This window comes from Stenotrophomonas sp. 59 (assembly GCF_030291095.1).
Classification (GTDB): domain Bacteria; phylum Pseudomonadota; class Gammaproteobacteria; order Xanthomonadales; family Xanthomonadaceae; genus Stenotrophomonas; species Stenotrophomonas maltophilia_Q.
Genome location: NZ_CP127408.1, coordinates 1,623,583 through 1,641,457, shown reverse-complemented (window position 1 = coordinate 1,641,457; position 17,875 = coordinate 1,623,583). Strand labels below are relative to the sequence as shown.

Annotated in this window: 25 protein-coding genes and 1 riboswitch; of the genes, 12 read left to right on the top strand and 13 right to left on the bottom strand. The window is 64.9% G+C overall.

All coding sequences use genetic code 11. The annotated features are described in order from the left end of the window. Positions 1-2: 2 nt before the first annotated feature. Entirely contained in the window at positions 3-1,412 is a 1,410-nt protein-coding gene (gene hemN, locus QP552_RS07585) for an oxygen-independent coproporphyrinogen III oxidase (RefSeq protein WP_286075474.1), read from the bottom strand. A gap of 44 nt (positions 1,413-1,456) precedes the next feature. Beyond that, the gene (locus tag QP552_RS07580; protein ID WP_106548970.1) at positions 1,457-1,897 is read right to left on the bottom strand and encodes a group III truncated hemoglobin; all 441 of its coding nucleotides are present in this window, start codon (positions 1,895-1,897) and stop codon (positions 1,457-1,459) included. 178 nt (positions 1,898-2,075) lie between these two features. Here QP552_RS07580 and QP552_RS07575 point away from each other — a divergent pair, with 178 nt between their 5' ends. Together QP552_RS07575 and QP552_RS07570 are read left to right on the top strand one after the other, a co-directional pair. Then, positions 2,076-2,363 carry a hypothetical protein gene (locus QP552_RS07575; RefSeq protein WP_106548971.1) on the top strand — a complete coding sequence of 96 codons (288 nt, stop codon included), beginning with the start codon at positions 2,076-2,078 and terminating at the stop codon, positions 2,361-2,363. Further along, positions 2,360-3,403, top strand: coding sequence for a 4Fe-4S dicluster domain-containing protein (locus QP552_RS07570; RefSeq protein ID WP_286075472.1), 1,044 nt, complete (start codon positions 2,360-2,362; stop codon positions 3,401-3,403). Before QP552_RS07575 ends, QP552_RS07570 begins: the two co-directional genes overlap by 4 nt. Before the next feature lies 1 nt (position 3,404). Here QP552_RS07570 and QP552_RS07565 read toward each other — a convergent pair whose 3' ends face one another. Both QP552_RS07565 and QP552_RS07560 read right to left on the bottom strand, forming a co-directional pair. After that, a complete protein-coding gene (locus QP552_RS07565) occupies positions 3,405-3,641 on the bottom strand; it encodes a hypothetical protein (protein WP_005408923.1) in 237 nt (78 codons plus the stop codon). A gap of 353 nt (positions 3,642-3,994) precedes the next feature. Beyond that, entirely contained in the window at positions 3,995-4,204 is a 210-nt protein-coding gene (locus QP552_RS07560) for a hypothetical protein (protein WP_111112230.1), read from the bottom strand. 111 nt (positions 4,205-4,315) lie between these two features. Between QP552_RS07560 and QP552_RS07555 the strand changes: the two genes are divergently transcribed. Beyond that, on the top strand, positions 4,316-4,717 hold the full coding sequence (locus QP552_RS07555; protein ID WP_106548973.1) for a transcriptional regulator: 402 nt from the start codon (positions 4,316-4,318) through the stop codon (positions 4,715-4,717). A gap of 22 nt (positions 4,718-4,739) precedes the next feature. Next, positions 4,740-4,803, top strand: a riboswitch (Fluoride riboswitch). A gap of 74 nt (positions 4,804-4,877) precedes the next feature. Next, positions 4,878-5,270: a fluoride efflux transporter CrcB gene (gene crcB / locus QP552_RS07550; RefSeq protein WP_286075471.1), complete on the top strand. Its 393-nt coding sequence runs from the start codon at positions 4,878-4,880 to the stop codon at positions 5,268-5,270. A gap of 3 nt (positions 5,271-5,273) precedes the next feature. On the opposite strand, the gene QP552_RS07545 is transcribed toward crcB, so the two are convergent. Next, positions 5,274-6,107: an AraC family transcriptional regulator gene (locus QP552_RS07545; RefSeq protein ID WP_111112229.1), complete on the bottom strand. Its 834-nt coding sequence runs from the start codon at positions 6,105-6,107 to the stop codon at positions 5,274-5,276. A 134-nt stretch (positions 6,108-6,241) separates the two neighbouring features. Here QP552_RS07545 and QP552_RS07540 point away from each other — a divergent pair, with 134 nt between their 5' ends. After that, entirely contained in the window at positions 6,242-6,736 is a 495-nt protein-coding gene (locus tag QP552_RS07540) for a DUF6265 family protein (RefSeq protein ID WP_286075470.1), read from the top strand. 58 nt (positions 6,737-6,794) lie between these two features. On the opposite strand, the gene QP552_RS07535 is transcribed toward QP552_RS07540, so the two are convergent. Then, on the bottom strand, positions 6,795-7,205 hold the full coding sequence (locus QP552_RS07535; protein ID WP_106548976.1) for an SRPBCC family protein: 411 nt from the start codon (positions 7,203-7,205) through the stop codon (positions 6,795-6,797). 19 nt (positions 7,206-7,224) lie between these two features. After that, on the bottom strand, positions 7,225-8,244 hold the full coding sequence (locus QP552_RS07530) for an aldo/keto reductase (protein WP_286075469.1): 1,020 nt from the start codon (positions 8,242-8,244) through the stop codon (positions 7,225-7,227). A gap of 103 nt (positions 8,245-8,347) precedes the next feature. Here QP552_RS07530 and QP552_RS07525 point away from each other — a divergent pair, with 103 nt between their 5' ends. Beyond that, complete coding sequence (locus QP552_RS07525) at positions 8,348-9,265, top strand: LysR family transcriptional regulator (RefSeq protein WP_106548978.1); 918 nt, start codon at positions 8,348-8,350, stop codon at positions 9,263-9,265. Positions 9,266-9,275: 10 nt separating this feature from the next. Here the strand turns inward: QP552_RS07525 and QP552_RS07520 are convergent, their stop codons facing one another. Beyond that, positions 9,276-9,794 carry an ATP-binding protein gene (locus tag QP552_RS07520; RefSeq protein ID WP_286075467.1) on the bottom strand — a complete coding sequence of 173 codons (519 nt, stop codon included), beginning with the start codon at positions 9,792-9,794 and terminating at the stop codon, positions 9,276-9,278. 261 nt (positions 9,795-10,055) lie between these two features. Between QP552_RS07520 and QP552_RS07515 the strand changes: the two genes are divergently transcribed. The 3 genes from QP552_RS07515 to QP552_RS07505 all read left to right on the top strand — a co-directional run bounded on the left by QP552_RS07515 (position 10,056) and on the right by QP552_RS07505 (position 12,304). Further along, a complete protein-coding gene (locus tag QP552_RS07515) occupies positions 10,056-11,132 on the top strand; it encodes a hypothetical protein (RefSeq protein WP_286075466.1) in 1,077 nt (358 codons plus the stop codon). A gap of 90 nt (positions 11,133-11,222) precedes the next feature. Beyond that, the gene (locus QP552_RS07510; protein WP_111112222.1) at positions 11,223-11,423 is read left to right on the top strand and encodes a hypothetical protein; all 201 of its coding nucleotides are present in this window, start codon (positions 11,223-11,225) and stop codon (positions 11,421-11,423) included. A 116-nt stretch (positions 11,424-11,539) separates the two neighbouring features. Then, positions 11,540-12,304 (top strand): thioesterase family protein, encoded by a 765-nt coding sequence (locus QP552_RS07505; protein ID WP_111112221.1) that lies wholly within the window; start codon positions 11,540-11,542, stop codon positions 12,302-12,304. 15 nt (positions 12,305-12,319) lie between these two features. On the opposite strand, the gene QP552_RS07500 is transcribed toward QP552_RS07505, so the two are convergent. Together QP552_RS07500 and QP552_RS07495 are read right to left on the bottom strand one after the other, a co-directional pair. Continuing rightward, positions 12,320-12,589, bottom strand: a complete 270-nt coding sequence (locus tag QP552_RS07500; protein ID WP_106548983.1) for a hypothetical protein — start codon at positions 12,587-12,589, stop codon at positions 12,320-12,322. Positions 12,590-12,713: 124 nt separating this feature from the next. Further along, on the bottom strand, positions 12,714-13,418 hold the full coding sequence (locus QP552_RS07495; protein ID WP_111112220.1) for a winged helix-turn-helix domain-containing protein: 705 nt from the start codon (positions 13,416-13,418) through the stop codon (positions 12,714-12,716). Between the two features lie 103 nt (positions 13,419-13,521). On the opposite strand from QP552_RS07495, the gene QP552_RS07490 reads away from it, so the two are divergent. Continuing rightward, positions 13,522-14,169 carry a flavin reductase gene (locus QP552_RS07490; protein WP_111112239.1) on the top strand — a complete coding sequence of 216 codons (648 nt, stop codon included), beginning with the start codon at positions 13,522-13,524 and terminating at the stop codon, positions 14,167-14,169. A 4-nt stretch (positions 14,170-14,173) separates the two neighbouring features. Here the strand turns inward: QP552_RS07490 and QP552_RS07485 are convergent, their stop codons facing one another. The 3 genes from QP552_RS07485 to QP552_RS07475 all read right to left on the bottom strand — a co-directional run bounded on the left by QP552_RS07485 (position 14,174) and on the right by QP552_RS07475 (position 15,879). Next, positions 14,174-14,701 carry a DUF4124 domain-containing protein gene (locus QP552_RS07485; RefSeq protein ID WP_258179448.1) on the bottom strand — a complete coding sequence of 176 codons (528 nt, stop codon included), beginning with the start codon at positions 14,699-14,701 and terminating at the stop codon, positions 14,174-14,176. 92 nt (positions 14,702-14,793) lie between these two features. Next, entirely contained in the window at positions 14,794-15,303 is a 510-nt protein-coding gene (locus tag QP552_RS07480) for a GNAT family N-acetyltransferase (protein ID WP_258179449.1), read from the bottom strand. Positions 15,304-15,381: 78 nt separating this feature from the next. After that, positions 15,382-15,879 (bottom strand): GNAT family N-acetyltransferase, encoded by a 498-nt coding sequence (locus tag QP552_RS07475; protein WP_111112218.1) that lies wholly within the window; start codon positions 15,877-15,879, stop codon positions 15,382-15,384. Between the two features lie 107 nt (positions 15,880-15,986). Here QP552_RS07475 and QP552_RS07470 point away from each other — a divergent pair, with 107 nt between their 5' ends. Beyond that, the gene (locus QP552_RS07470; protein WP_111112217.1) at positions 15,987-16,391 is read left to right on the top strand and encodes an NUDIX domain-containing protein; all 405 of its coding nucleotides are present in this window, start codon (positions 15,987-15,989) and stop codon (positions 16,389-16,391) included. A gap of 438 nt (positions 16,392-16,829) precedes the next feature. After that, a complete protein-coding gene (locus QP552_RS07465) occupies positions 16,830-17,858 on the top strand; it encodes a HEPN domain-containing protein (RefSeq protein WP_286075463.1) in 1,029 nt (342 codons plus the stop codon). Positions 17,859-17,875: the final 17 nt, after the last annotated feature.

The window sequence follows — 17,875 nt, the reverse complement described above, 5'->3', positions numbered from 1 at the left end:
GATCAGATCGCACGCGAGTAGCGTGGCTGCTCGTGTGCGGCGCGCAGGTAGGGGTCAAAGCACATCGCCAGCAACCGCAGCAGTGGCCGCCCCGGCTCGCTGGCGCGCACGACCCCCTCCCGGTACTCGGCCAGGCCGTCCTGTTGCAGCCGCTGCACCGAACGCAGGTCTTCGGCAAAGTACCGCTCGAAATCGACCCCGTGGCGCTGCCCCAGCGCCGCACCATCCACCTCGCCCTGGCACATCAGCTGCTGGATCAGCTCCGCGCGCAGCTGATCGTCAGCGCTGAGCGCAACACCACGCCAGACCGGCAACTGCCCCTGGTCCACCGCGTCCTCCCACGACGGCAGGTCACGTGGATTCTGGCTGTAGGTGGCGCCGATGTGGCTGATCGCACTGACGCCCAGGCCGAGCAGATCGGTATCGGCGTGGGTGGTGTAGCCCATGAAGTTGCGATGCAGCTGGCCGGCACGCTGCGCGCGTGACAGATCCTCTTCCGGCAACGCGAAATGGTCCATGCCGATGTACTGGTAGCCGGCCGCGGAGAGCTTCTCCACCGCCAGCCCCAGCAGCGCCAGCTTGTCTTCTGGCGAGGGCAAGCGGCTTTCGTCGATCTGCTTCTGCGCGCGGAACAGATGCGGCAGGTGCGCATAGCCGTATACCGCCAGGCGGTCCGGGCGCAGCGCCAGCACCCGTTCCAGGGTGAGGCCGAAACCCTCCAGGCTCTGCCCGGGCAGGCCGTAGATCAGGTCGACGTTGACCGAACGCATGCCGCTGTCGCGGCACGCGCGCAGGATGTCCAGGGTCTGCTGCACGCCCTGCACGCGGTTGATCGATTCCTGCACCAACGGGTCGAAATCCTGCACGCCCAGGCTGGCCCGGTTGAAGCCCAGCCGCGCCAGCATCCCCACATCGCGGGTATCGATGAAGCGCGGATCGAGCTCGATCGAAAAATCGCGCTGCGGCGAATCGCTGAAGTCAAAGCGACGGCGCAGGCCTTCCACCAGCGTGGTCATCGCCTCGGCATCCAGGAAATTCGGCGTACCGCCACCGAGGTGCAGCTGGATGACCTCGCGACCGTCATCGAACTGTGGCGCCAGCAGATCGGCCTCGGCCAGCACGCGCGACACATAGCTGTGGCCACGACCGCGATCGCGGGTGATCACCCGGTTGCAGCCGCAGTAGAAGCACGGGCTGGAACAGAACGGCACATGCACGTACAGCGACAGCGCGCGTGCCAGCTGGTTGCTGTCGGCGATCGCCTGGCGCAGCGCCGGTGCATCGAAACCATCGTGGAAGTGCGGCGCGGTCGGATACGAGGTGTAGCGTGGCCCCGGCCGGTCATGCCGGCGCAGCAGGTCGGGGTCGAAGGTCCAGGCCAGGCCGCCGGCGGCGGGAGAGAACGTATCCATGACGCCAGCATCGCGCCGGTCGACTGGCGACGCCTTGACCCAGATCAATCCTTGGCGGGCATCCCCAGCACCGGCAGGCCGACCTGGGGCCAGCGCAGCATCTGGTAGCGCTTCCAGAAGGTGTCGCCAATACGCGCGGCCACGTCGTTGGCCAGCTCCTGCATGGGCGGGTTGCCGCACTCGGCCGTGGTGATCCGGAACAGCACCAGCCAGCGGTCGAACAGATCCCTGTCCAGCTCGATGGCCATGTGCTTGGACATCGGCGAACCCTTGAAGCGCCGGGTGCCACGCAGCATCGCCGACCAGAAGTCGACCAGCTGGGCCAGATGCTCCGGCCAGTCGTGGACGTGGGCTTCGAACACCGGCCCCAATCGCTCTTCCTCGCGCACGCGGGCGTAGAAGTCGTGGACCAGGCGGGTCACTTCCTGCTCGGTGCACAGCTCGGGCGAGGCGACAGGAAGGACAGGCGGCGGCGTTGCGTTCATCGGGGTACCCAAAGCGTGCCGGCAGTGTGCCGCAGCCGGCCGGCACCACCGTTGATCCAGATCAATGTCGGCGCAGTCCGCTGCACCTAGGCTGGCACGCTTGCAGGAAGCATGCCCTGCGGATGCCGCGCCAACCCAGGCGAGTATACGCGCCGCCCACATTTCGATCCGGGACAGCATGAACAGACCTTCTCCAAGCCGTCGCCAGCGGCTGATCCAGCACTGGGGCGCCATCCTGTGGCCCAGCTTCATCGCTGCCGGCGTGGCCAGCGTGGTGTTCTTCGCCTTCGTCGACCCGCTGCGGCTGCAGGCCATCAGTTTCCCGGGCACGCAGATCAGCCGTGAAATGGGCTACACCGCTGGCTTCTTCATGTTCTGGACGGTGACGGCGCTGTCCAGCGCGATCACCTGGTACCTGCAGCGACCGATGCCCAGCGACGACGACGACGAGTTGCCGCTGGGATGAGTACGACCTGCACGCCGGGACCGCGACACTGGCGCGGCAAGCTCAGCGCCATCCTGCTGGTGCTGTTCTACGCATTGCCATGGCTGCGCTGGGATGGCCGCCAGGCGTTGCTGCTCGATATCAACGCCCGCCGCTTCGATCTGTTCGGCTGGACGCTGTGGCCGGGAGACGTCGGGGTGCTGATCGGCCTGCTGGCGGTGCTCGCGGTGGGGCTGGCACTGTTCACCCACCTCGCCGGGCGCATCTGGTGCGGCCACGCCTGCCCGCAGACACTGTGGCGCCGCGCCTTCGACTGGATCGCCGACGGCATGGTCCGCACGCTTCCGGCACGCATTGCGCGCGCGGCCACGCAGCTGGCCTGGGGGCTGCTCTCACTTTGGACCGGCATCACCTTCGTGGGCCTGTTCAGCCCGATCGCCGAGCTGGTGATCGCAGCGCCGCGTGCCGGCTGGAGCGGCTGGGAGACCTTCTGGGTGCTGTTCTACGCCGCCACCACCTGGGGCAATGCCGGTTTCCTGCGCGAACAGGTCTGCCGTTCGCTGTGCCCATTCGCACGCATGCAGCCGCTGCTGACCGATCCACACACGCCACGCATGCTGTACGACGCCCGCCGCGGCGAGCCGCGCGGGCCGCGCCCGTCGGGGCTGGGCGGCGTACTGGGCCGGGGTCGCGGCCTGCTCGACCCGACCACCGCCCAGGACTACGTGTTCCGCGCCGCGCACCCGCTGCTGGCCGGACCGATGCCGACCTTCAACGCCGATCGGCTCGGAGACTGCACCGATTGTGCCGCCTGTGTCAGCGCCTGCCCGATGCAGTTGGACATCCGCCAGGGGCCTCAGGCCGACTGCCTGGCCTGCGGCGCCTGCCTGGAAGCCTGCGCACAGCAACAGCACCGGGCCGGATTCGGTCCGGGGCTGGTGCGTTACTGCAGTCCGCAGGCGATGGCCGGGCAACCGAAGCGCTGGTGGCGACCCCGGACCCTGGCCCTGCTGTCCCTGCTGCTGATGCTGCTTGCCTGCGGCGCCTGGCGCCTGCTCTGAATCAACGCGGCCCGTCGGCGTGCGGCGGAACCAGCTGCGCACGTCGGACAATGCCCAGCTGCTCGATGATCAGCGCCATTTCGTTGGTGAACTCGGTACGCTCGGTCCCCTGCGGGACGAGCCGGTCCAGCACCTGCTGGTAGGTATCCCAGAACGCCGGACCGCATCCGTGTTTGTGATAGCTGGCTTCCAGTTCGCGGCGTACCCGTTCAGCCAAGCCATGCATGCCGTATTCCATACGACCTCCGTTGGACTTGTTCTGCATCGTTGACGGTCTACCGACTCACTTGCGTGCTACTGAAAGACTCCCGGGCTTCACGTCCGGTTGATTCAAATTAGTCATAGATTTCACGACAGGTCAATTACATGCAGCGACTTTCGTGATTGAAATTATTAATCGTTCACGAAACTACATACGGGACCCCGCCCCTCCCGGATGGGGTGAAGCCGACAACGCGACCCAGGCACCTGTCACGGCAGCCGGTAGGCCTCGACGATCGGTACTGCCAGAACGATCAGTTTTTCCTATTTTGCTAAGTGTACTTAGCAGAATGTGCTTAGCGTGCTAAATGCGACAAAAGGCGGCGCAATTCAGATGGATTCGACTTCGGCGGCGGCAGTTGCGGGGAACAGGTTCGGGTAGCGCTGATGCAGGATGTACTGCCGCAGAGCCGGAATCGGGAAGTCTTTCGGCCACTGCGATACTGCGGAACGGCTGATGCCGAAGAAGCGCGCCAGCTCCGCATCGGTCTGAAATCCCAGCCGCGCCCGCACCTGCCGCTTGTTCCAGAATTCGGTCATGGTCTGCCCTTCTGTTAACCAGACTTATTCTTGCGGCAAGGATTCTTCGCATTCCACGCGTTAAGCTGGCTTGCATAGATGAATACTCTCGGCCAACGACTCGCCGCCGCCATGAAGAAAGCCGGGCACCCCCGCCCGGCTGATCTGGCCCGCGCCGCCAAATCCACCACGGCAACCATCAGCAACTGGCTCAACGACCATGTCAGTGCGTCCCATGTGAAAGCCGAGCAGCTGTTCCGCATCGCCGATGCGGCCAAGCTGGACGCGCGCGAGCTGCTGTACGGAGTGAACGGGCGCGCCGTTGGTGAACCGGGCAACGCCTACATTCCCAGCCAGGCCCACCTTGACGTCTGGCAGGACGCCTACGAGCTGGTCAGTCACCTGGTGGCCGAGAATGGCCTGGAAATCGACCACCGCCGCCACGCGGCGCTGGACCTGCTCGCGTTCGAACTGCTGATGGACGGCTTCAGCCGCAGCAAGGTCGCCCGCGTGTTGACCACCTCGATGACGTGAATGCACCACCGCTGGTAGCATGGACCACGATGGGGATGGGGCTCCCCCGATAACCGCCTGAGAAGGCTGATGGCTCCTGCCAAGACGAACCCGGTGTTCGTCGATGGCAGGCCGTGCCTGCCCTCGGCGTTCGCCATCGACCCTGCACTCGAGGCACGCGATGCAAACGCTGAACAACTATGTCCTGGTCTTCATCGGAGGTGGCATCGGCGCCTGCCTTCGCCATGCCTGCAACCTGATCGGCGCCCGGGTGGCCGTCGGCAGCCCCTGGCCGTGGTCGACCTTCCTGATCAACATCAGCGGCGCGCTGCTGATGGGCGTGGTGGTCGAGGTCTTCGCGATGCGCAATGGCGCCTCGCCGCAGCTGCGCCTGCTGCTCGCCACCGGCATCCTCGGCGGCTACACCACGTTCTCCACCTATGCGCTGGAGATCGGCCTGCTGCTGCAGCGCGGCCAGCACGGGCTGGCCGCGCTGTATGCCGGTGGCTCGGTGGCACTGGGCCTGACCGGCCTGTTCGGCGGCATGAAGCTGGCCCGGCTGGTCCTGGGCTGAGGCTCAGGCCGCGCCAGCGCGCGCCTGTCCGCGCCATTCGCGTGGTGACTGCCCCGTGTGCGCCTTGAACGCGCGCGAGAGTGCCGCCTCGCTGCCATAGCCCACCTCGTCGGCAATCCGCTTCAGCGGCCGGCCCTGGCGCAGCGCCTGCTGTGCCAGCCCTACCCGCCAGCCCTGCAGGTACTGGCCCGGGGTGGTCCCCATCGCCTCGCGGAAGCTGGAGGCGAACACGCTGCGTGACATGCCGGCCACCTCGGCCAGATCTTCCAGCGTCCATCCCTGCGCCGGGGCTTCATGCATCGCCACCAGCGCCAGCCGCAATCGCGGATGGCCAAGCCCGGCGAACAGACCGCCGCGCATTTCGCCACCTTCCATCAGCTGGCGCAGCACCTGGATCATCACCACTTCGAACAAGCGGTTGACCATCGCCGCCCGCCCGCAACGCTGCTCGAATGCTTCTTCGAACAACAACTCCAGCGCCGCGTTGCCGCCATACAGCTCGGCCAGTGGCAGGCAGATGAAATCAGGCAGCGCAGCACTGATCGGATTCAGCCGGCCGCCTTCGAAATGCAGGTTCGCGCAGGCCATGTCGGCGCCCCGCTGCGGATCGCTGCTGAAGCGGTGCGGCATCGGGCGCGGGTACAGCAGCAGGCTGGGCACCTCGACCTGTACGGTCTTCTGGCCATGACTGACTTGCAGCGGGCCACGTCGCACCAGGTGCAGTTGGCCGGCCTCATCCTCGCCGTCCAGCGTGTTGATGCCGCACAGCGCACCGGCATGGAACACCGAGGCGGTGACCGCGAAGCGTTCAAGCAGAATGGCGAGGCGATCGACCATGGCGGGACGTTGGGTCAAGCGAGACAGGCTCAGTGCGACAGATCGTATCGGAATCACTGCAGGAAAGGAGGGCACTGGCCCGGCGATCCACCGGGCGCTATACAGGCCACAGATTTCCGCGCATGGAGGCACCGATGTCGATCCGCATTGCCCCGGCCCTGCTGACGCTGCTGCTTGCGGTGGCCCACGCACAGGCCTTGCCGCCGTCGCAGATCGAACACCTGGCCTGGCTGGCCGGTTGCTGGCAGCTTGATGGGCAGCCGCCCGGCGCCGGCGAGCAGTGGTCCAGCCTTGCTGGAAACACCCTGTTCGGCAGCAGCCGCAGCCTGCGTGACGGGCGAACCGTCGGCTTCGAATTCATGCAACTGCGCCAGCACGATGATGGGCGCCTGGTGCTGACCGCCCTGCCCTCTGGCCAGAACGCCACGGACTTCAACGCCACGCGGGTCGATGGCAACGAAGCGGTGTTCGAGAACCCGGCCAACGACTTCCCGCAGCGCATCCGCTACCGGCGCCTGGACGAGCAGAGGGCGCATGCGCGCATCGAGATCGCGCAGGACAATCCGGAACAGGCAATGGATTTCCCGATGCACCGCATCGCCTGCGGTGGGCCGGCTCCCGCACGCTGACACACAAACGCCCCGGACCGGCCGGGGCGCCTGCATGCAATCAACGCACCGCCGGCGATCACCCGGCCAGCGTGGTTTCCAGTGCCTTCAGGCCATCGCGATAGATTCCCTCGAACAATGCGGAAGCCTCTTCGCTGCTGACCCCGACCGGGACGAACTCACCGGACCAGTCGATCCGCGAACCGCTGCCCTGCTCAACCACACGCAGGGTGGAACGGTAGCCGGTGACTGGGAACGGCGCCTGCAGGATCGAGTAGGTGTAGCTGCGATCAGCCTGGTCGAACGCTTCCAGGCGTTCGACGATGGCCTCGCCATCGGGATTGGCCAGATGGCGCACGCGACCGCCTTCGCTGAGCGTGCTCTGGGGAATGTACGGAAGCCAGTCGGGCAGCGAATCGAAGCCGCCGATGAGGTTCCAGACCTGGTCGGCCGGGGTCGGTACGGTGATGGATACAGATGCAGTTGCCATGGAAAGGTCTCCTTGTGACTCAGATGTTGTCGATCGGCAGCGGGGCGTTGGCAGCGACCAGGCCCTGGGCGCGCAGCTCCTGCCAGAACCCGGCCGGGATGATTTCCTTCAGTGCGGCATAGTCTTCGGCGATGCGCTCAGGACGACTGGCGCCCGGGATCACGGCCGCCACTGCGGGGTTTGCCAGCGAGAACTGCAGGGCGGCCGCCTTGATGCTGATGCCGTACTCGGCGGCGATGGCCTTGATGCGCTCGACCTTGGCCAGGATCTCCGGCGACGCCTTCTGGTACTCGAAGTGGCTGCCACCGGCCAGAACGCCGGAGCTGTAGGGGCCACCGACCACGATAGCGGTGTTGCGCTGGACCGCCTTCGGCATCACCCGCTGCAACGCACGCTCGTGGTCGAGCAGCGAGTAGCGGCCGGCCAGCAGGAAACCATCCGGACGGGCTTCGTCCAGGTCCAGGGTCAGCTCGATCGGCTCGACACGGTTGACGCCCAGGCCCCAGGCCTTGATCACGCCTTCCTCGCGCAGGCGGGTCAGCACCTTGAAGGCGCCGCGGCGTGCAGTCTCGAAGTAGGACAGCCACTCATCGCCGTAGAAGTCCTGGGCGATGTCATGCACCCAGACGATATCCAGGCGATCGGTCTTCAGGCGCGTGAGGCTGTCGTCGATGGAGCGCAGGGTGGCATCGGCCGAATAGTCGTTGACCAGCTTGTTGGGACGGCCGGCGACGAACAGGCCGCCCTTCTCGCCAAGGTCGCGGGCGCTGGTGTCTTCCACTTCGTCCAGGATCAGGCGGCCAACCTTGGTGCTGAGTACAAAGTCGTCGCGGTTGCGCTTGGCCAGCGCGTCGCCGAGCCGGATCTCGGCCAGGCCGGCACCGTAGAACGGGGCCGTGTCGAAATAGCGGGTGCCCTGCTCCCAGGCTGCGTCCACCGTGGCCTGGGCCTCGGCTTCCGGAATGTCACGGAACATGTTGCCCAGCGGGGCGGTGCCGAAGCCGAGGGTCTTGCCAGCCAACAGAGTGTTGATGCTCATGGAGTTCCCCTTGGGGAGGTTGTTGAGGTTGAGGCACAGGCTAGGCTTGCCCTATAAGACTTTCCAAGACATAATTTCTTAATCTTGAGTCCCTTAAGGTCTTATGCTCGACCTCCGCCAACTGCGCTACTTCGTGGCCGTCGCCGAAGATGAACATGTCGGCCGCGCTGCCGAGCGCCTTCACATCTCCCAATCCCCGCTCAGCCGGCAGATCGCCCAGCTGGAAGAACGGTTGGAACTGCAGCTGTTTGAACGCTCGCAGCAGCGCATCCGGCTGACCGCCGATGGCCGCACCTTCCTGGCCGAGGCACGGGCCCTGCTGACCCACGCCAACCGGCTGGAATCGCTGGCGCGCCGGCTCGGCCGCGGCGATGAAGGTGGCCTCTGCATCGGCTATCTGGAGTACGCGATGCACTCGGGCGTACTGCCCGCCGCCCTGCGCGAACTGCGAGGTGATCGCCCGGCGGTGCATATCGCGCTCTACAACCAGCAGTCGGACGTGCAGCTGGAAGGCCTGAGGCAACGCAGCCTGGATATCGCCCTGGTCTGCGAACCACCGGCGTTCGACGACCCGGACCTGGAAGCCACGCAGGTGCTGAACGACCCGATGCTGCTGGCCGTGCCGGCCGCGCACGCGCTGGCCAGTGCGGAAATCATCACGCCCGCGGATCTGGCCAGCCAACAGTGGATCGGCGTGATGCACAAGGAAAACGCACTGCGCCACGACACCTTCATCGCCGCGTGTGCGAAAGCCGGGTTCACCCCGACCATCGCCATGGAAGCGACCGAGCCACTGGCCGCGCTTGGCCTGGTTGCCGCCGGCCTGGGCCTGACCACCGTCCAGCAGAGCCTGGATCACCAGGCGCCGGACGGCGTGGTGCTGCGTGAGCTGCCGTGGTTCAGCTACCGCACGCCGCTGTGGGCGGCCTGGCACCGCATCAACCTGCGCCCCCTGGTCGAGACCTTCCGCAGGACGCTCGTGCGCACCGCCACCGAAGGCAAGCCGGCATTCGGCGACTGAGCCGACGGCGCTATACCGGGCCGGCCTCCGTATGCCGGATCACCACGAAGCCCTCTTCCTTGGCCGGTGCCACGAAGTGACGGGTGATCTGCTCGAATTCCTCATCGCTGGCCTGGAAGGGATGCTCGCCGCGCGCATTGCGTGCACGCAGCCGCGCCTTGCAGACTTCGTCGGCAACATCGAGGAAGTGCAGTTGATGCGCGGCGCCCACTGGCGAGAACACCTCACGCGCCCACGCGCGGGTGGCGGGCGTGTTGAAGGGAAAATCGAGCACCACCGAAACGCCGGCCTGCAGCAGCGCATGCAGATGATCGGTCAGCACGCTGCGCAGCGTGGCTGCGCGCTGCAGATAATCGGCGATGGAGTGGATTTCGCCCGGATGCAGCGTGGCCAACCAAGCATCTTCGCTGATCAAAACGTGGCGAGGCTTCGCCGCCAGCTGTTGCGACAGGGTCGATTTTCCTGCCCCAATCTTGCCGCACAGCAGGTGCAGGGTTGCGCCATCGGCGGCGGGTGAAGGGTGTTGCATCTGCGATCTCCTCGGTGGATTCCAGTTCCCGGGAGAGCGCTGCGTGCAATCCGCCTTCCCGGGCGGGTTGCAGGGCCGTGACGACCGCGCGCTACCCCGCCTTCCCGTGGGGAATGCGGATAATCGACGCGGTGACGTGCGGGACCATGTCGACAGCGTAGAGCGCCGCCTGTTCGGCCCGCAATCCCCTGCGGCAGTGCAGCGCGCGCAACGTTTCGCTGGCATCTATGCTCGGCGCCATTCCCGCATGGAATGACCACGATGCGCCCCTTGCTTCGATGTGCCCTCGCCCTTGGCCTGCTGCTTCCTTCGACGGCATTGCTGGCAGCACCACCCAAGGCGCCACGCATGCTCAGCGGCGAGCTGCAGGGCGCCCCCTGGCGGCTGGATGTACCGGCAGACTGGAACGGCGACCTGGTGATGCTGGCCCATGGCTATGAGCCCGTGGGCGTGCCGCGCACCACGCCGATGGCTGCCAACGACAGCACCGCAGCACTGCTGGCTGCGGGCTACGCCGTCGCGCAGAGCGCGTATTCCGGCCAGGGCTGGGCGGTGGCCGAGGCGATCACCGACATGGAGCACCTGCGCCAACACGCATTGGTGGAACTCAAGCACGTGCGACACACCTGGATGCTGGGCTTCTCGATGGGCGGTGCCGTGGCCATCGGCAGCCTCGAGCGCTTCCCGCAGCACTATGCCGGTGGTGTGTCGCTGTGCGGCGCCAATCTCAGCGGCGAACAGATCGCGGCCGACCTGCTGACCACGCTGGTCGCATTCGATTACTTCTTCCCCAAGGCTGAGGGGCTGCCTGGCACCGGGTTGGCATCGCGCGAAGCAGCCATGCTGCCGCAGGGTGAGCTGTACCAGGGTATCGCCACTGCATTGCAGCGCGACCCAACGCATGCCGCGTTGCTGGCGCAGCGGCTGCAGGTTTCCCCCGACGAAGTAGCCGGCACGATCAGCCTGCACGCCCTGGTCCTGCATGAACTAGACACACGCAGCGGTGGCATGCCGGTCGGCAACATGGGCGTGGTCTACAGCGGCTTCGGCGATGACTCCGCATTCAACGCCGGGGTGCGCCGCCTGGATGCTGTACCTGCCGCACAGGCCAAGGTGCGCGCGACGCTGGCGCTGACCGGCGCCCTGAAGCGACCGCTGGTGATCCAGTTCAACCACAACGACCCGACCATCGTGCCGCACATGCAGGCGGTGTATCCGCAGTTGGCCGCACACGCCGGTGCGCGGCCAGCGCCGCGGGTACTGCCATCGGTGGGCGAAGGGCATTGTGGCTTTTCGGAAGCACAGGTGGTCGACGCCTTGAAGGCGGTACGGCCCTGAGTCCACCGCGTGCCGCAGCGCATCAGGACCGTCCAGGAAGTGCTGCTATGGTGGCCCGGCCCATTGACGGGCACACAAAGGACTGACGTGATGATCAAGATGACCTTGAAGACCGTGATGCTCCTTGGCATGGCCGTGACCGGCCTGGCCTTCGCCGCAGATTCCTGCGAGTTCTGCACCTTGCGGTACGAACAATGCCTGCGTGCAACCCATGGACCGCTGGGCAAGACCTCCGAGCAGTGCCTGGCCGAATACAAGCTGTGCCGTGAAATGGACTGCCCGTCGCCCTGACCGGTGTCCGGCCGGCTCCTTCGGGGGCCGGCCCAGCCCGCCATGCAGCCGAACGCTTACGATGCAGAGACCGGTGGAGTTCCTGCCGCCCCCTCCCTGCTGAAACAACGCATACGATGGCCTTCTTCGAACGACTGAGCGACACCCGCTACCTGCCGACCGAACACACCGGCGGCGCCTGGAACATCCGCGAACAGCACATCGCGCCTGCGATCGGACTGCTGGCCCACCACCTGGAACGCGACGCCGCCGCACGTGGCCACGGCTTCCTGATCGCGCGCCTGTCCTACGACATCCTCGGCACCATTCCGATCGAAGCGATGGAGGCCGACGTGCAGGTGCTGCGTGGTGGTCGCACCATCGAACTGGTCGAAGCCACGCTGCGCCATGACGATCGCGCGGCGCTGCGCGTACGTGCGTGGCTGATGCGCCCGAACGATACGCAGTCCATCGCCGGAACGCCGATCGCCGCCATCGCGCCACCGGCATCGATGCCGGCGTGGGACCCGGGCACGGTCTGGCCCGGCGGATTCATCAGGAGCGTGGAGATCCGCCGACACGATCAGGGGCCCGGCCGTGCCACCTACTGGGCGCGTGCAAAGCATGCGCTGCTGGACGGCGAGACCGTCAGTCCACTGGCGCGTGCAGCCACCCTGTTCGATCTGTCCAATGGCATGGCCGTACGCGCCAATCCGAAGGAGATCGCCTTCCCCAACCTCGATCTGACCGCCCACCTGTTCGGCACGCCCGAAGGCGAATGGCTGGGCTTCGACACCTCGGTGTCGTTCGGCCGCCAGGGCTTGGGCCTGACCAGCACCGTGCTGCACGATGCGCGCGGTCCAATTGGCACGCTTGGCCAGGCCTTGACCGTGCGCCCGTGACGGCAACGGGCGGCGTCAGCCGCCGAGCGTGCCCATGGTAAAGGTGTAGCCGGAGCTCATCAGGAATTCGCGCATGCGCATTTCCGCGCGCCGTGGCGAGGCCAGGTTGGCAGGCGCATACAGTGCATACACCAAGCCCGATCCCTCGATATTCTCGCGGCGGACCTCGCAGCGGGCGGTCTCCGAGGCAATCACCCATCCGTCCTTCAGCCGCTCCGGTCCAATGGATTGCCCGTTCTTCAACCGAAAGGTCAGCCAGCGCACATCTGCCATGATTTTGCTCATTTCCGTTTCGCTCCGTGCCCGAAGCGACCCGTGATGTCCTTGCTCGCCATTGCAGCTCCCTGAGACGTGGAACTCGACCATAACGCCTTGCCATGTCGCGGGCCGCTGAGACTGATCAGTCGGCTCAGGTCGCAAGGCTGAACAGCCGCCACAACGCCTCACGCCCAGGTGGCGTCAGCCGCAGTTCGCGCCGGCCCTCGACGCGCCGCAGCCAATCGTTGTTCACGAAACTGTCCAGCATCGCCTCACCGACCAGCCCTGCCAGGTGTGGCCGCCGTTCGGTGCAATCCAGGCAACCACGGCAGTAGCGCGCCGGCTTGGCCGTCACCGGCTGCTGCAGGAGCTCGCGCAACGGCAGGCCCAGCCCGGCAAGGAATCCAGCGCCCCCAGCGCTGATCCGCCAATGCCCTTCGCACGGCAGTACATGCCCCGCCTGTAGCAGGCGATCGGTGATGGCTACCGCGTGCACGCCAGCCAGGTGCCGATAGCACGAACGCGCCTCGCGCAGTGCAGGCATGCTGCGTGACGCTGCGGCGGTGCACGAGGGCGTGTGGTCGGCCACGCGCAGGATGCCTTCGAGCATCTCTGCCACCTCGCTTGATGCCAGCCGGTGGTAGCGATGCCGCCCCTGCGCCACCGCCACCAGCAGGTCGCCCTCGACCAGCCTGCGCAGGTGCGTGCTCGCCGTCTGCGGGGTTACCCCGGCCACGCGCGCCAGCTCCATCGCGGTATAGGCCCGTCCATCCATCAGCTGCAGCAGCATGGCGGCACGCGCCTGGTCCCCGACCAGGGCGCCGACACTGACAAGGGAACCGGAGGTGTGGACCATGCTGCATTGTGGCATGCCGTCATCTGCCGACAGTTCGATGCAGGCCGAAGCGTCTGCAGCCGATGGCACGGCACAGTGGCCGCCCGCAACCGCGAGACCTGCCGTGAAGACCGCTTCGATCCATCGCCGCCGCATCACCCCTTCGGTCCTGTACCCGGGCACGCCCGTGCTGCTGATGACCACGTTGAATGACGATGGCAGCAGCAACATCAGCCCGCTTTCTTCGTTCTGGGCACTGGGCAACCGGGTGGTACTGGGCCTCGGCACGCAGGGCCAGGGCTATCGCAACCTGCAGCTGCGCAACGAGTGCGTGCTGAACTTTCCCTCATCCGCGCAGGCCGCGCAGGTCGAGGCCATCGCCAGAGCGACCGGCTGCAACCCTGTGCCGGCCGCCAAGCAGGCGATGGGCTACGTGCACGTTCGTGAAAAATTCGCGCTGGGCGGGTTCAGTCCCGTCGCGTCGACGCACGTTGCTCCGCTGGCCATTGCCGAGTGCCCGCTGCAGGTGGAGGCCAGCGTAATGGCGATGCATCCGCCCGGCGAAGATGATGGCCAGGGCTTCGTGATCGTCGAAGCCCGCATCCGCTGCGTGCATGCGCACGAAGACATCACGGTGGACGGCACCCAGCACATCGATGTGGCGCGCTGGAAACCGTTGATCTACCTGTTCCGGCACTACCTGGGTGTAGGAGAGCCGGTCGGGCGCAACTTCCGCGCGGAAACGCCCATGCGCGCGTCTGCCGCGCAGTGACCAGTCAGTTCGCAGGGGCGGTCGAACTGCTGAACTTGTCGCGCACTGACCGCTCACGTTCGCGCCGGACCGATGCACACTGCTCGCGCGCATTCGACATCTGCGTATCTGCTGCAACGCGCTCAGCGCTCAACGACTGCTGCAGGCTGGCGATCTGTGCACGGATGCCGGAGTCCTGTGTCGCGCCGGCCAGGTTGGTGCCCGCCACGGCAAGTTGACGGTTCAGCTCGGCGACCTGCCGGCCAACCTGCTGGCTGCGGGACTCCAGCGGACCGTAGATGCGCGAGCGCTCACCCTGCACGCAATTGCGTTCGGCGATGCCGGCGTCGGCCAGTTCGGTGTTCTGGTACACCGCCGCGCGGTTCGATGCCTCCCCCGCCGTTTCCGTGGAGGAACGGCTGGAACGCAGCTTCATGGGTTCAGCGCCGGCAGCACAGGGATTCTGGCTGTACACCGTTTCGCCGGATGCGCCCTTGCACTTGTAGACCTGGGCCGATGCCAGCGGGGCACACCCCAGCAGGATCATCGCCATCACTGCCTTCCCTTTCATCCTGCACCGCTCCCTGGTTCATTGGACAACCGCCACGATACGGTGGTTTGGTGGCGACTGCACGCTGCCGCCGTTCAGACCGTTTCGCCCTGCAGATCGAGCACATCCGTGGTCCAGCGGCGCGCTCCCAGCGTGGCCACCATGCCACCGCGATAGACGAACCGACGTGCGTGACCATCTTCAATGAAGCAGGTCTCGTTCTGCATCGGCACATAGCCCGCAGAAGCATAGTGCCGATGATCCAGAGCGAACAGCACGGCGAAATCGATACCGTGCCGGCGCAGCTCTGCATGGGCCGCCTCGATCAGGCGCGAGGCAACGCCTTGCCGGCGAACGTCGGCACGCACCACCACGCCGCCGATCAGGCCGATGCGTTCCGGCTCGCCGTCCAGCAGTGCATTGCGTTCGTACAGTGCGAGGTGGGCGACCACGTGATCACTTTCCATCGCCAGGACCAGAGCGACCGGCCCCGGGATGGCGTAGCCCTCGCCCTGCATGTCCGGGAAAGCCTGGCGGAGCAGATCCACCGCCTGCTGACGGTGTTCCGGCGCCACGCGCTCCCTGCTGGATACCTGAACGTGCATTGCCCTGTCTTCCTGGAACCTGTGTCCAGCCTCATCGTGCCACGGAAACATGACCGTACCCGCGGCAACGTTTCACTGTCAGTGCAGTGTGATCCAGTACGAGACGATATCCGTGTAGCTGCCCTCGCGCTTGACTGCCCGCGGCTCCCTGCCGAGTACGCTGAAACCCAGCGATTCATACAGCCCGCGCGCGGCAGCATTGTCCGCCAGCACCGTCAGGGTGACCGATTCAATGCCCTCGGCGCGCGCAGACGCAAACGCAGCACGAAGAAGCTGGCGGGCGACGCCCTGGCCACGATGGTCGGTGCCCACGTGGACGCTGTGTACTTCCGCCGTATGCCGTCGCGCCATCCGCATCGGGCGTACGTAGCGCAGGAAGCCCGCAAGCATGCCGTCGATGAAAGCGCCGAAGTAGCGCGTGCCAGGATCAGCAAGTTGGGTGCGCATCACGTCTGCCGTCTCATTCTGCGCCTCGGCCAGCGTGGACAGGAACGCAGCGGGCGACTCGCGAAGCGCCTGCAAGCGTGCCTGCCAGAGAATGTCGGCGTCGTCAGCACCAAGTTGCCGGATGAGCATGCGACACACCTGCGGGGTTGTTGATGCACAGGCGCCCAGCCTAGCGCGGGTCCGCCTGATGCGGCGTGCATGCAAGAATGAAGAACGTCCCTTCTTCACCCAACGCCATGACTGAACTGCAGATTCCCCGCGTGGGATGTGGCGCCGTCGTCCGTGATGCCGACGGCCGCATCCTGCTGATCCAGCGCGGACGCGAGCCGGAGCGCGGGCATTGGGGCCTGCCCGGTGGAAAAGTCGACTGGATGGAAACGGTGGAGGCTGCCGTGGTCCGTGAAATCCGCGAGGAGACGGCGCTGGAAGTGACGTTGCTGCGCCTGCTGTGCGTGGCCGATCATTTCGAGCCGGCGCTTGCGCAGCATTGGGTCGCGCCGATCTACGAAGCCCAGGCAATTGCCGGCATCGAGGCCTCCATCCAGGAGCCGGGTGTGCAGACCGGGCTGGGCTGGTTCGCGCGGGATGCCCTGCCGCAACCGCTGACCCAGGCCACGGTGCAGGCGCTGGCCCGGTTGTAGCGGGTATCGATCCGCGCGCGTGCCGGTATCCAGGCAAACAAAAAAGCCCGGACCGAAGTCAGGGCTTTTCAATTGGAGGCCTCAAGCGGAATCGAACCGCTGTAAACGGATTTACAATCCAAAAACTATCGTTGAATATCAATAAGCTGGATGCTCGTGACAACTACCCGGCCACCCAGCATTGTTTGGATCCAAGACCTTAGACTTAGCGTAACTTGTCGCTGACCACCTCTGATGACGATCTCACTGCCTAAGAAATTGAGTAGCAAGCTAGTTGGGGAGATTCGGGAGAGTCTGGCCAAGTCTAAGATTGTCTCAGGATCCGTGCTTCAACTCGATACAAGCGCTTGGATGCTGCACAGACTAGTCGCCACTGGATCGCCAACCGATCAGCAGCTCGCCACATATCTTGGCGACCACCATGTATCGAATTTTGTCGTGAGCGAGGCCTACCGAAAGGAGCGGGGGCGGTGGCAAGGGGGCGTTGAAACAAAGGCGTTTGCTGAGGCTTTAGGCGCAGATGTACCTCGTGAATGGGCTGAGGAGTTTGTGGCAGGCTTGGAGTCCTTACCGTGGCAGCACACCGCCTACGTGCGATTTCCTGGCGAGATTGATCCGGCACTGATTGGAACAGACGGAATCAATCTCACACCGACACTGAAGCTAATTCCAAGCGCGCAGCTACCTGACGTACCAGACGGCGTGGGCTTCGCTACCCTTGGATCCCTACTGCTTTCCCAGGGCGCCAGGAGGCAGGAGAAAGCAATCTACCTTCGACTTATTTTTTCTGGCTACATCTCCAGAGATCGAGAGTCGGCCGGAGTGAACCAAATCACCGCCTCAATCCTCTCCATCTTTGGAATAGCCATGTCGATTGGATTGCTTTCACACAATCCTTGGCACTATGTAAGAAAGCGAGTTCAAAGTTTCAGCATTGACACCTACCGACTTTCAGGAGCCGAGGAAAATTACTGCGAAAATATCGCGTTCGACCCGTCGCACGCGAAAGAAATGGACAAACTCATCCACATAATTCCCGATGACACGCGTTCCAAACCTCTTTGGATACAAGCACGTATCTCCACGCTTGGAAAGGTTATGGACAGGGCAAACTCCCGGCTGTTAAACGCAGCCAGATGGTACTTCGATAGCCACTGCGGCCCCAGCGATCAAGTGCGATTTGTGCAAGTTTGCATAGCTCTTGAAATTCTCTTGGGCGACGAAAAGCAGGGGCGAGAAACAGGCCTGGGAGTACTTATGGCTAACCGATGCGCTTATCTTCTCGGTAAAAATAATGCTGATCGAGAGAGCATCACCTCCACATTCAGGCTCGGATACGACATACGATCAAAGATAGTCCATGCCGGAAAAAGCCAACTTTCGAGCGAAGAAAAAGCACATTTTCGCTACATGCAGAAACTATGCTCGTCCGTCATACAAAAGGAATGTGAAGAGCTGCAACAATAGATTCAAAGTCCGCCAAT

What these genes read in the sequence shown, in the direction of transcription:
- QP552_RS07515 (WP_286075466.1), top strand. Translation starts at nt 10,056, where the DNA reads ATGCGCCCCTTGCTTCGATGTGCCCTCGCCCTTGGCCTGCTGCTTCCT.
- QP552_RS07470 (WP_111112217.1), top strand. Translation starts at nt 15,987, where the DNA reads ATGACTGAACTGCAGATTCCCCGCGTGGGATGTGGCGCCGTCGTCCGT.
- QP552_RS07525 (WP_106548978.1), top strand. Translation starts at nt 8,348, where the DNA reads ATGCTCGACCTCCGCCAACTGCGCTACTTCGTGGCCGTCGCCGAAGAT.
- QP552_RS07530 (WP_286075469.1), bottom strand. Translation starts at nt 8,244, where the DNA reads ATGAGCATCAACACTCTGTTGGCTGGCAAGACCCTCGGCTTCGGCACC.
- QP552_RS07545 (WP_111112229.1), bottom strand. Translation starts at nt 6,107, where the DNA reads ATGGTCGATCGCCTCGCCATTCTGCTTGAACGCTTCGCGGTCACCGCC.
- QP552_RS07570 (WP_286075472.1), top strand. Translation starts at nt 2,360, where the DNA reads ATGAGTACGACCTGCACGCCGGGACCGCGACACTGGCGCGGCAAGCTC.
- QP552_RS07510 (WP_111112222.1), top strand. Translation starts at nt 11,223, where the DNA reads ATGATCAAGATGACCTTGAAGACCGTGATGCTCCTTGGCATGGCCGTG.
- QP552_RS07540 (WP_286075470.1), top strand. Translation starts at nt 6,242, where the DNA reads ATGTCGATCCGCATTGCCCCGGCCCTGCTGACGCTGCTGCTTGCGGTG.
- QP552_RS07485 (WP_258179448.1), bottom strand. Translation starts at nt 14,701, where the DNA reads ATGGCGATGATCCTGCTGGGGTGTGCCCCGCTGGCATCGGCCCAGGTC.
- QP552_RS07575 (WP_106548971.1), top strand. Translation starts at nt 2,076, where the DNA reads ATGAACAGACCTTCTCCAAGCCGTCGCCAGCGGCTGATCCAGCACTGG.
- crcB (WP_286075471.1), top strand. Translation starts at nt 4,878, where the DNA reads ATGCAAACGCTGAACAACTATGTCCTGGTCTTCATCGGAGGTGGCATC.
- QP552_RS07555 (WP_106548973.1), top strand. Translation starts at nt 4,316, where the DNA reads ATGAAGAAAGCCGGGCACCCCCGCCCGGCTGATCTGGCCCGCGCCGCC.
- QP552_RS07500 (WP_106548983.1), bottom strand. Translation starts at nt 12,589, where the DNA reads ATGAGCAAAATCATGGCAGATGTGCGCTGGCTGACCTTTCGGTTGAAG.
- QP552_RS07580 (WP_106548970.1), bottom strand. Translation starts at nt 1,897, where the DNA reads ATGAACGCAACGCCGCCGCCTGTCCTTCCTGTCGCCTCGCCCGAGCTG.
- QP552_RS07520 (WP_286075467.1), bottom strand. Translation starts at nt 9,794, where the DNA reads ATGCAACACCCTTCACCCGCCGCCGATGGCGCAACCCTGCACCTGCTG.
- QP552_RS07560 (WP_111112230.1), bottom strand. Translation starts at nt 4,204, where the DNA reads ATGACCGAATTCTGGAACAAGCGGCAGGTGCGGGCGCGGCTGGGATTT.
- hemN (WP_286075474.1), bottom strand. Translation starts at nt 1,412, where the DNA reads ATGGATACGTTCTCTCCCGCCGCCGGCGGCCTGGCCTGGACCTTCGAC.
- QP552_RS07480 (WP_258179449.1), bottom strand. Translation starts at nt 15,303, where the DNA reads ATGCACGTTCAGGTATCCAGCAGGGAGCGCGTGGCGCCGGAACACCGT.
- QP552_RS07495 (WP_111112220.1), bottom strand. Translation starts at nt 13,418, where the DNA reads ATGGTCCACACCTCCGGTTCCCTTGTCAGTGTCGGCGCCCTGGTCGGG.
- QP552_RS07535 (WP_106548976.1), bottom strand. Translation starts at nt 7,205, where the DNA reads ATGGCAACTGCATCTGTATCCATCACCGTACCGACCCCGGCCGACCAG.
- QP552_RS07505 (WP_111112221.1), top strand. Translation starts at nt 11,540, where the DNA reads ATGGCCTTCTTCGAACGACTGAGCGACACCCGCTACCTGCCGACCGAA.
- QP552_RS07565 (WP_005408923.1), bottom strand. Translation starts at nt 3,641, where the DNA reads ATGGAATACGGCATGCATGGCTTGGCTGAACGGGTACGCCGCGAACTG.
- QP552_RS07475 (WP_111112218.1), bottom strand. Translation starts at nt 15,879, where the DNA reads ATGCTCATCCGGCAACTTGGTGCTGACGACGCCGACATTCTCTGGCAG.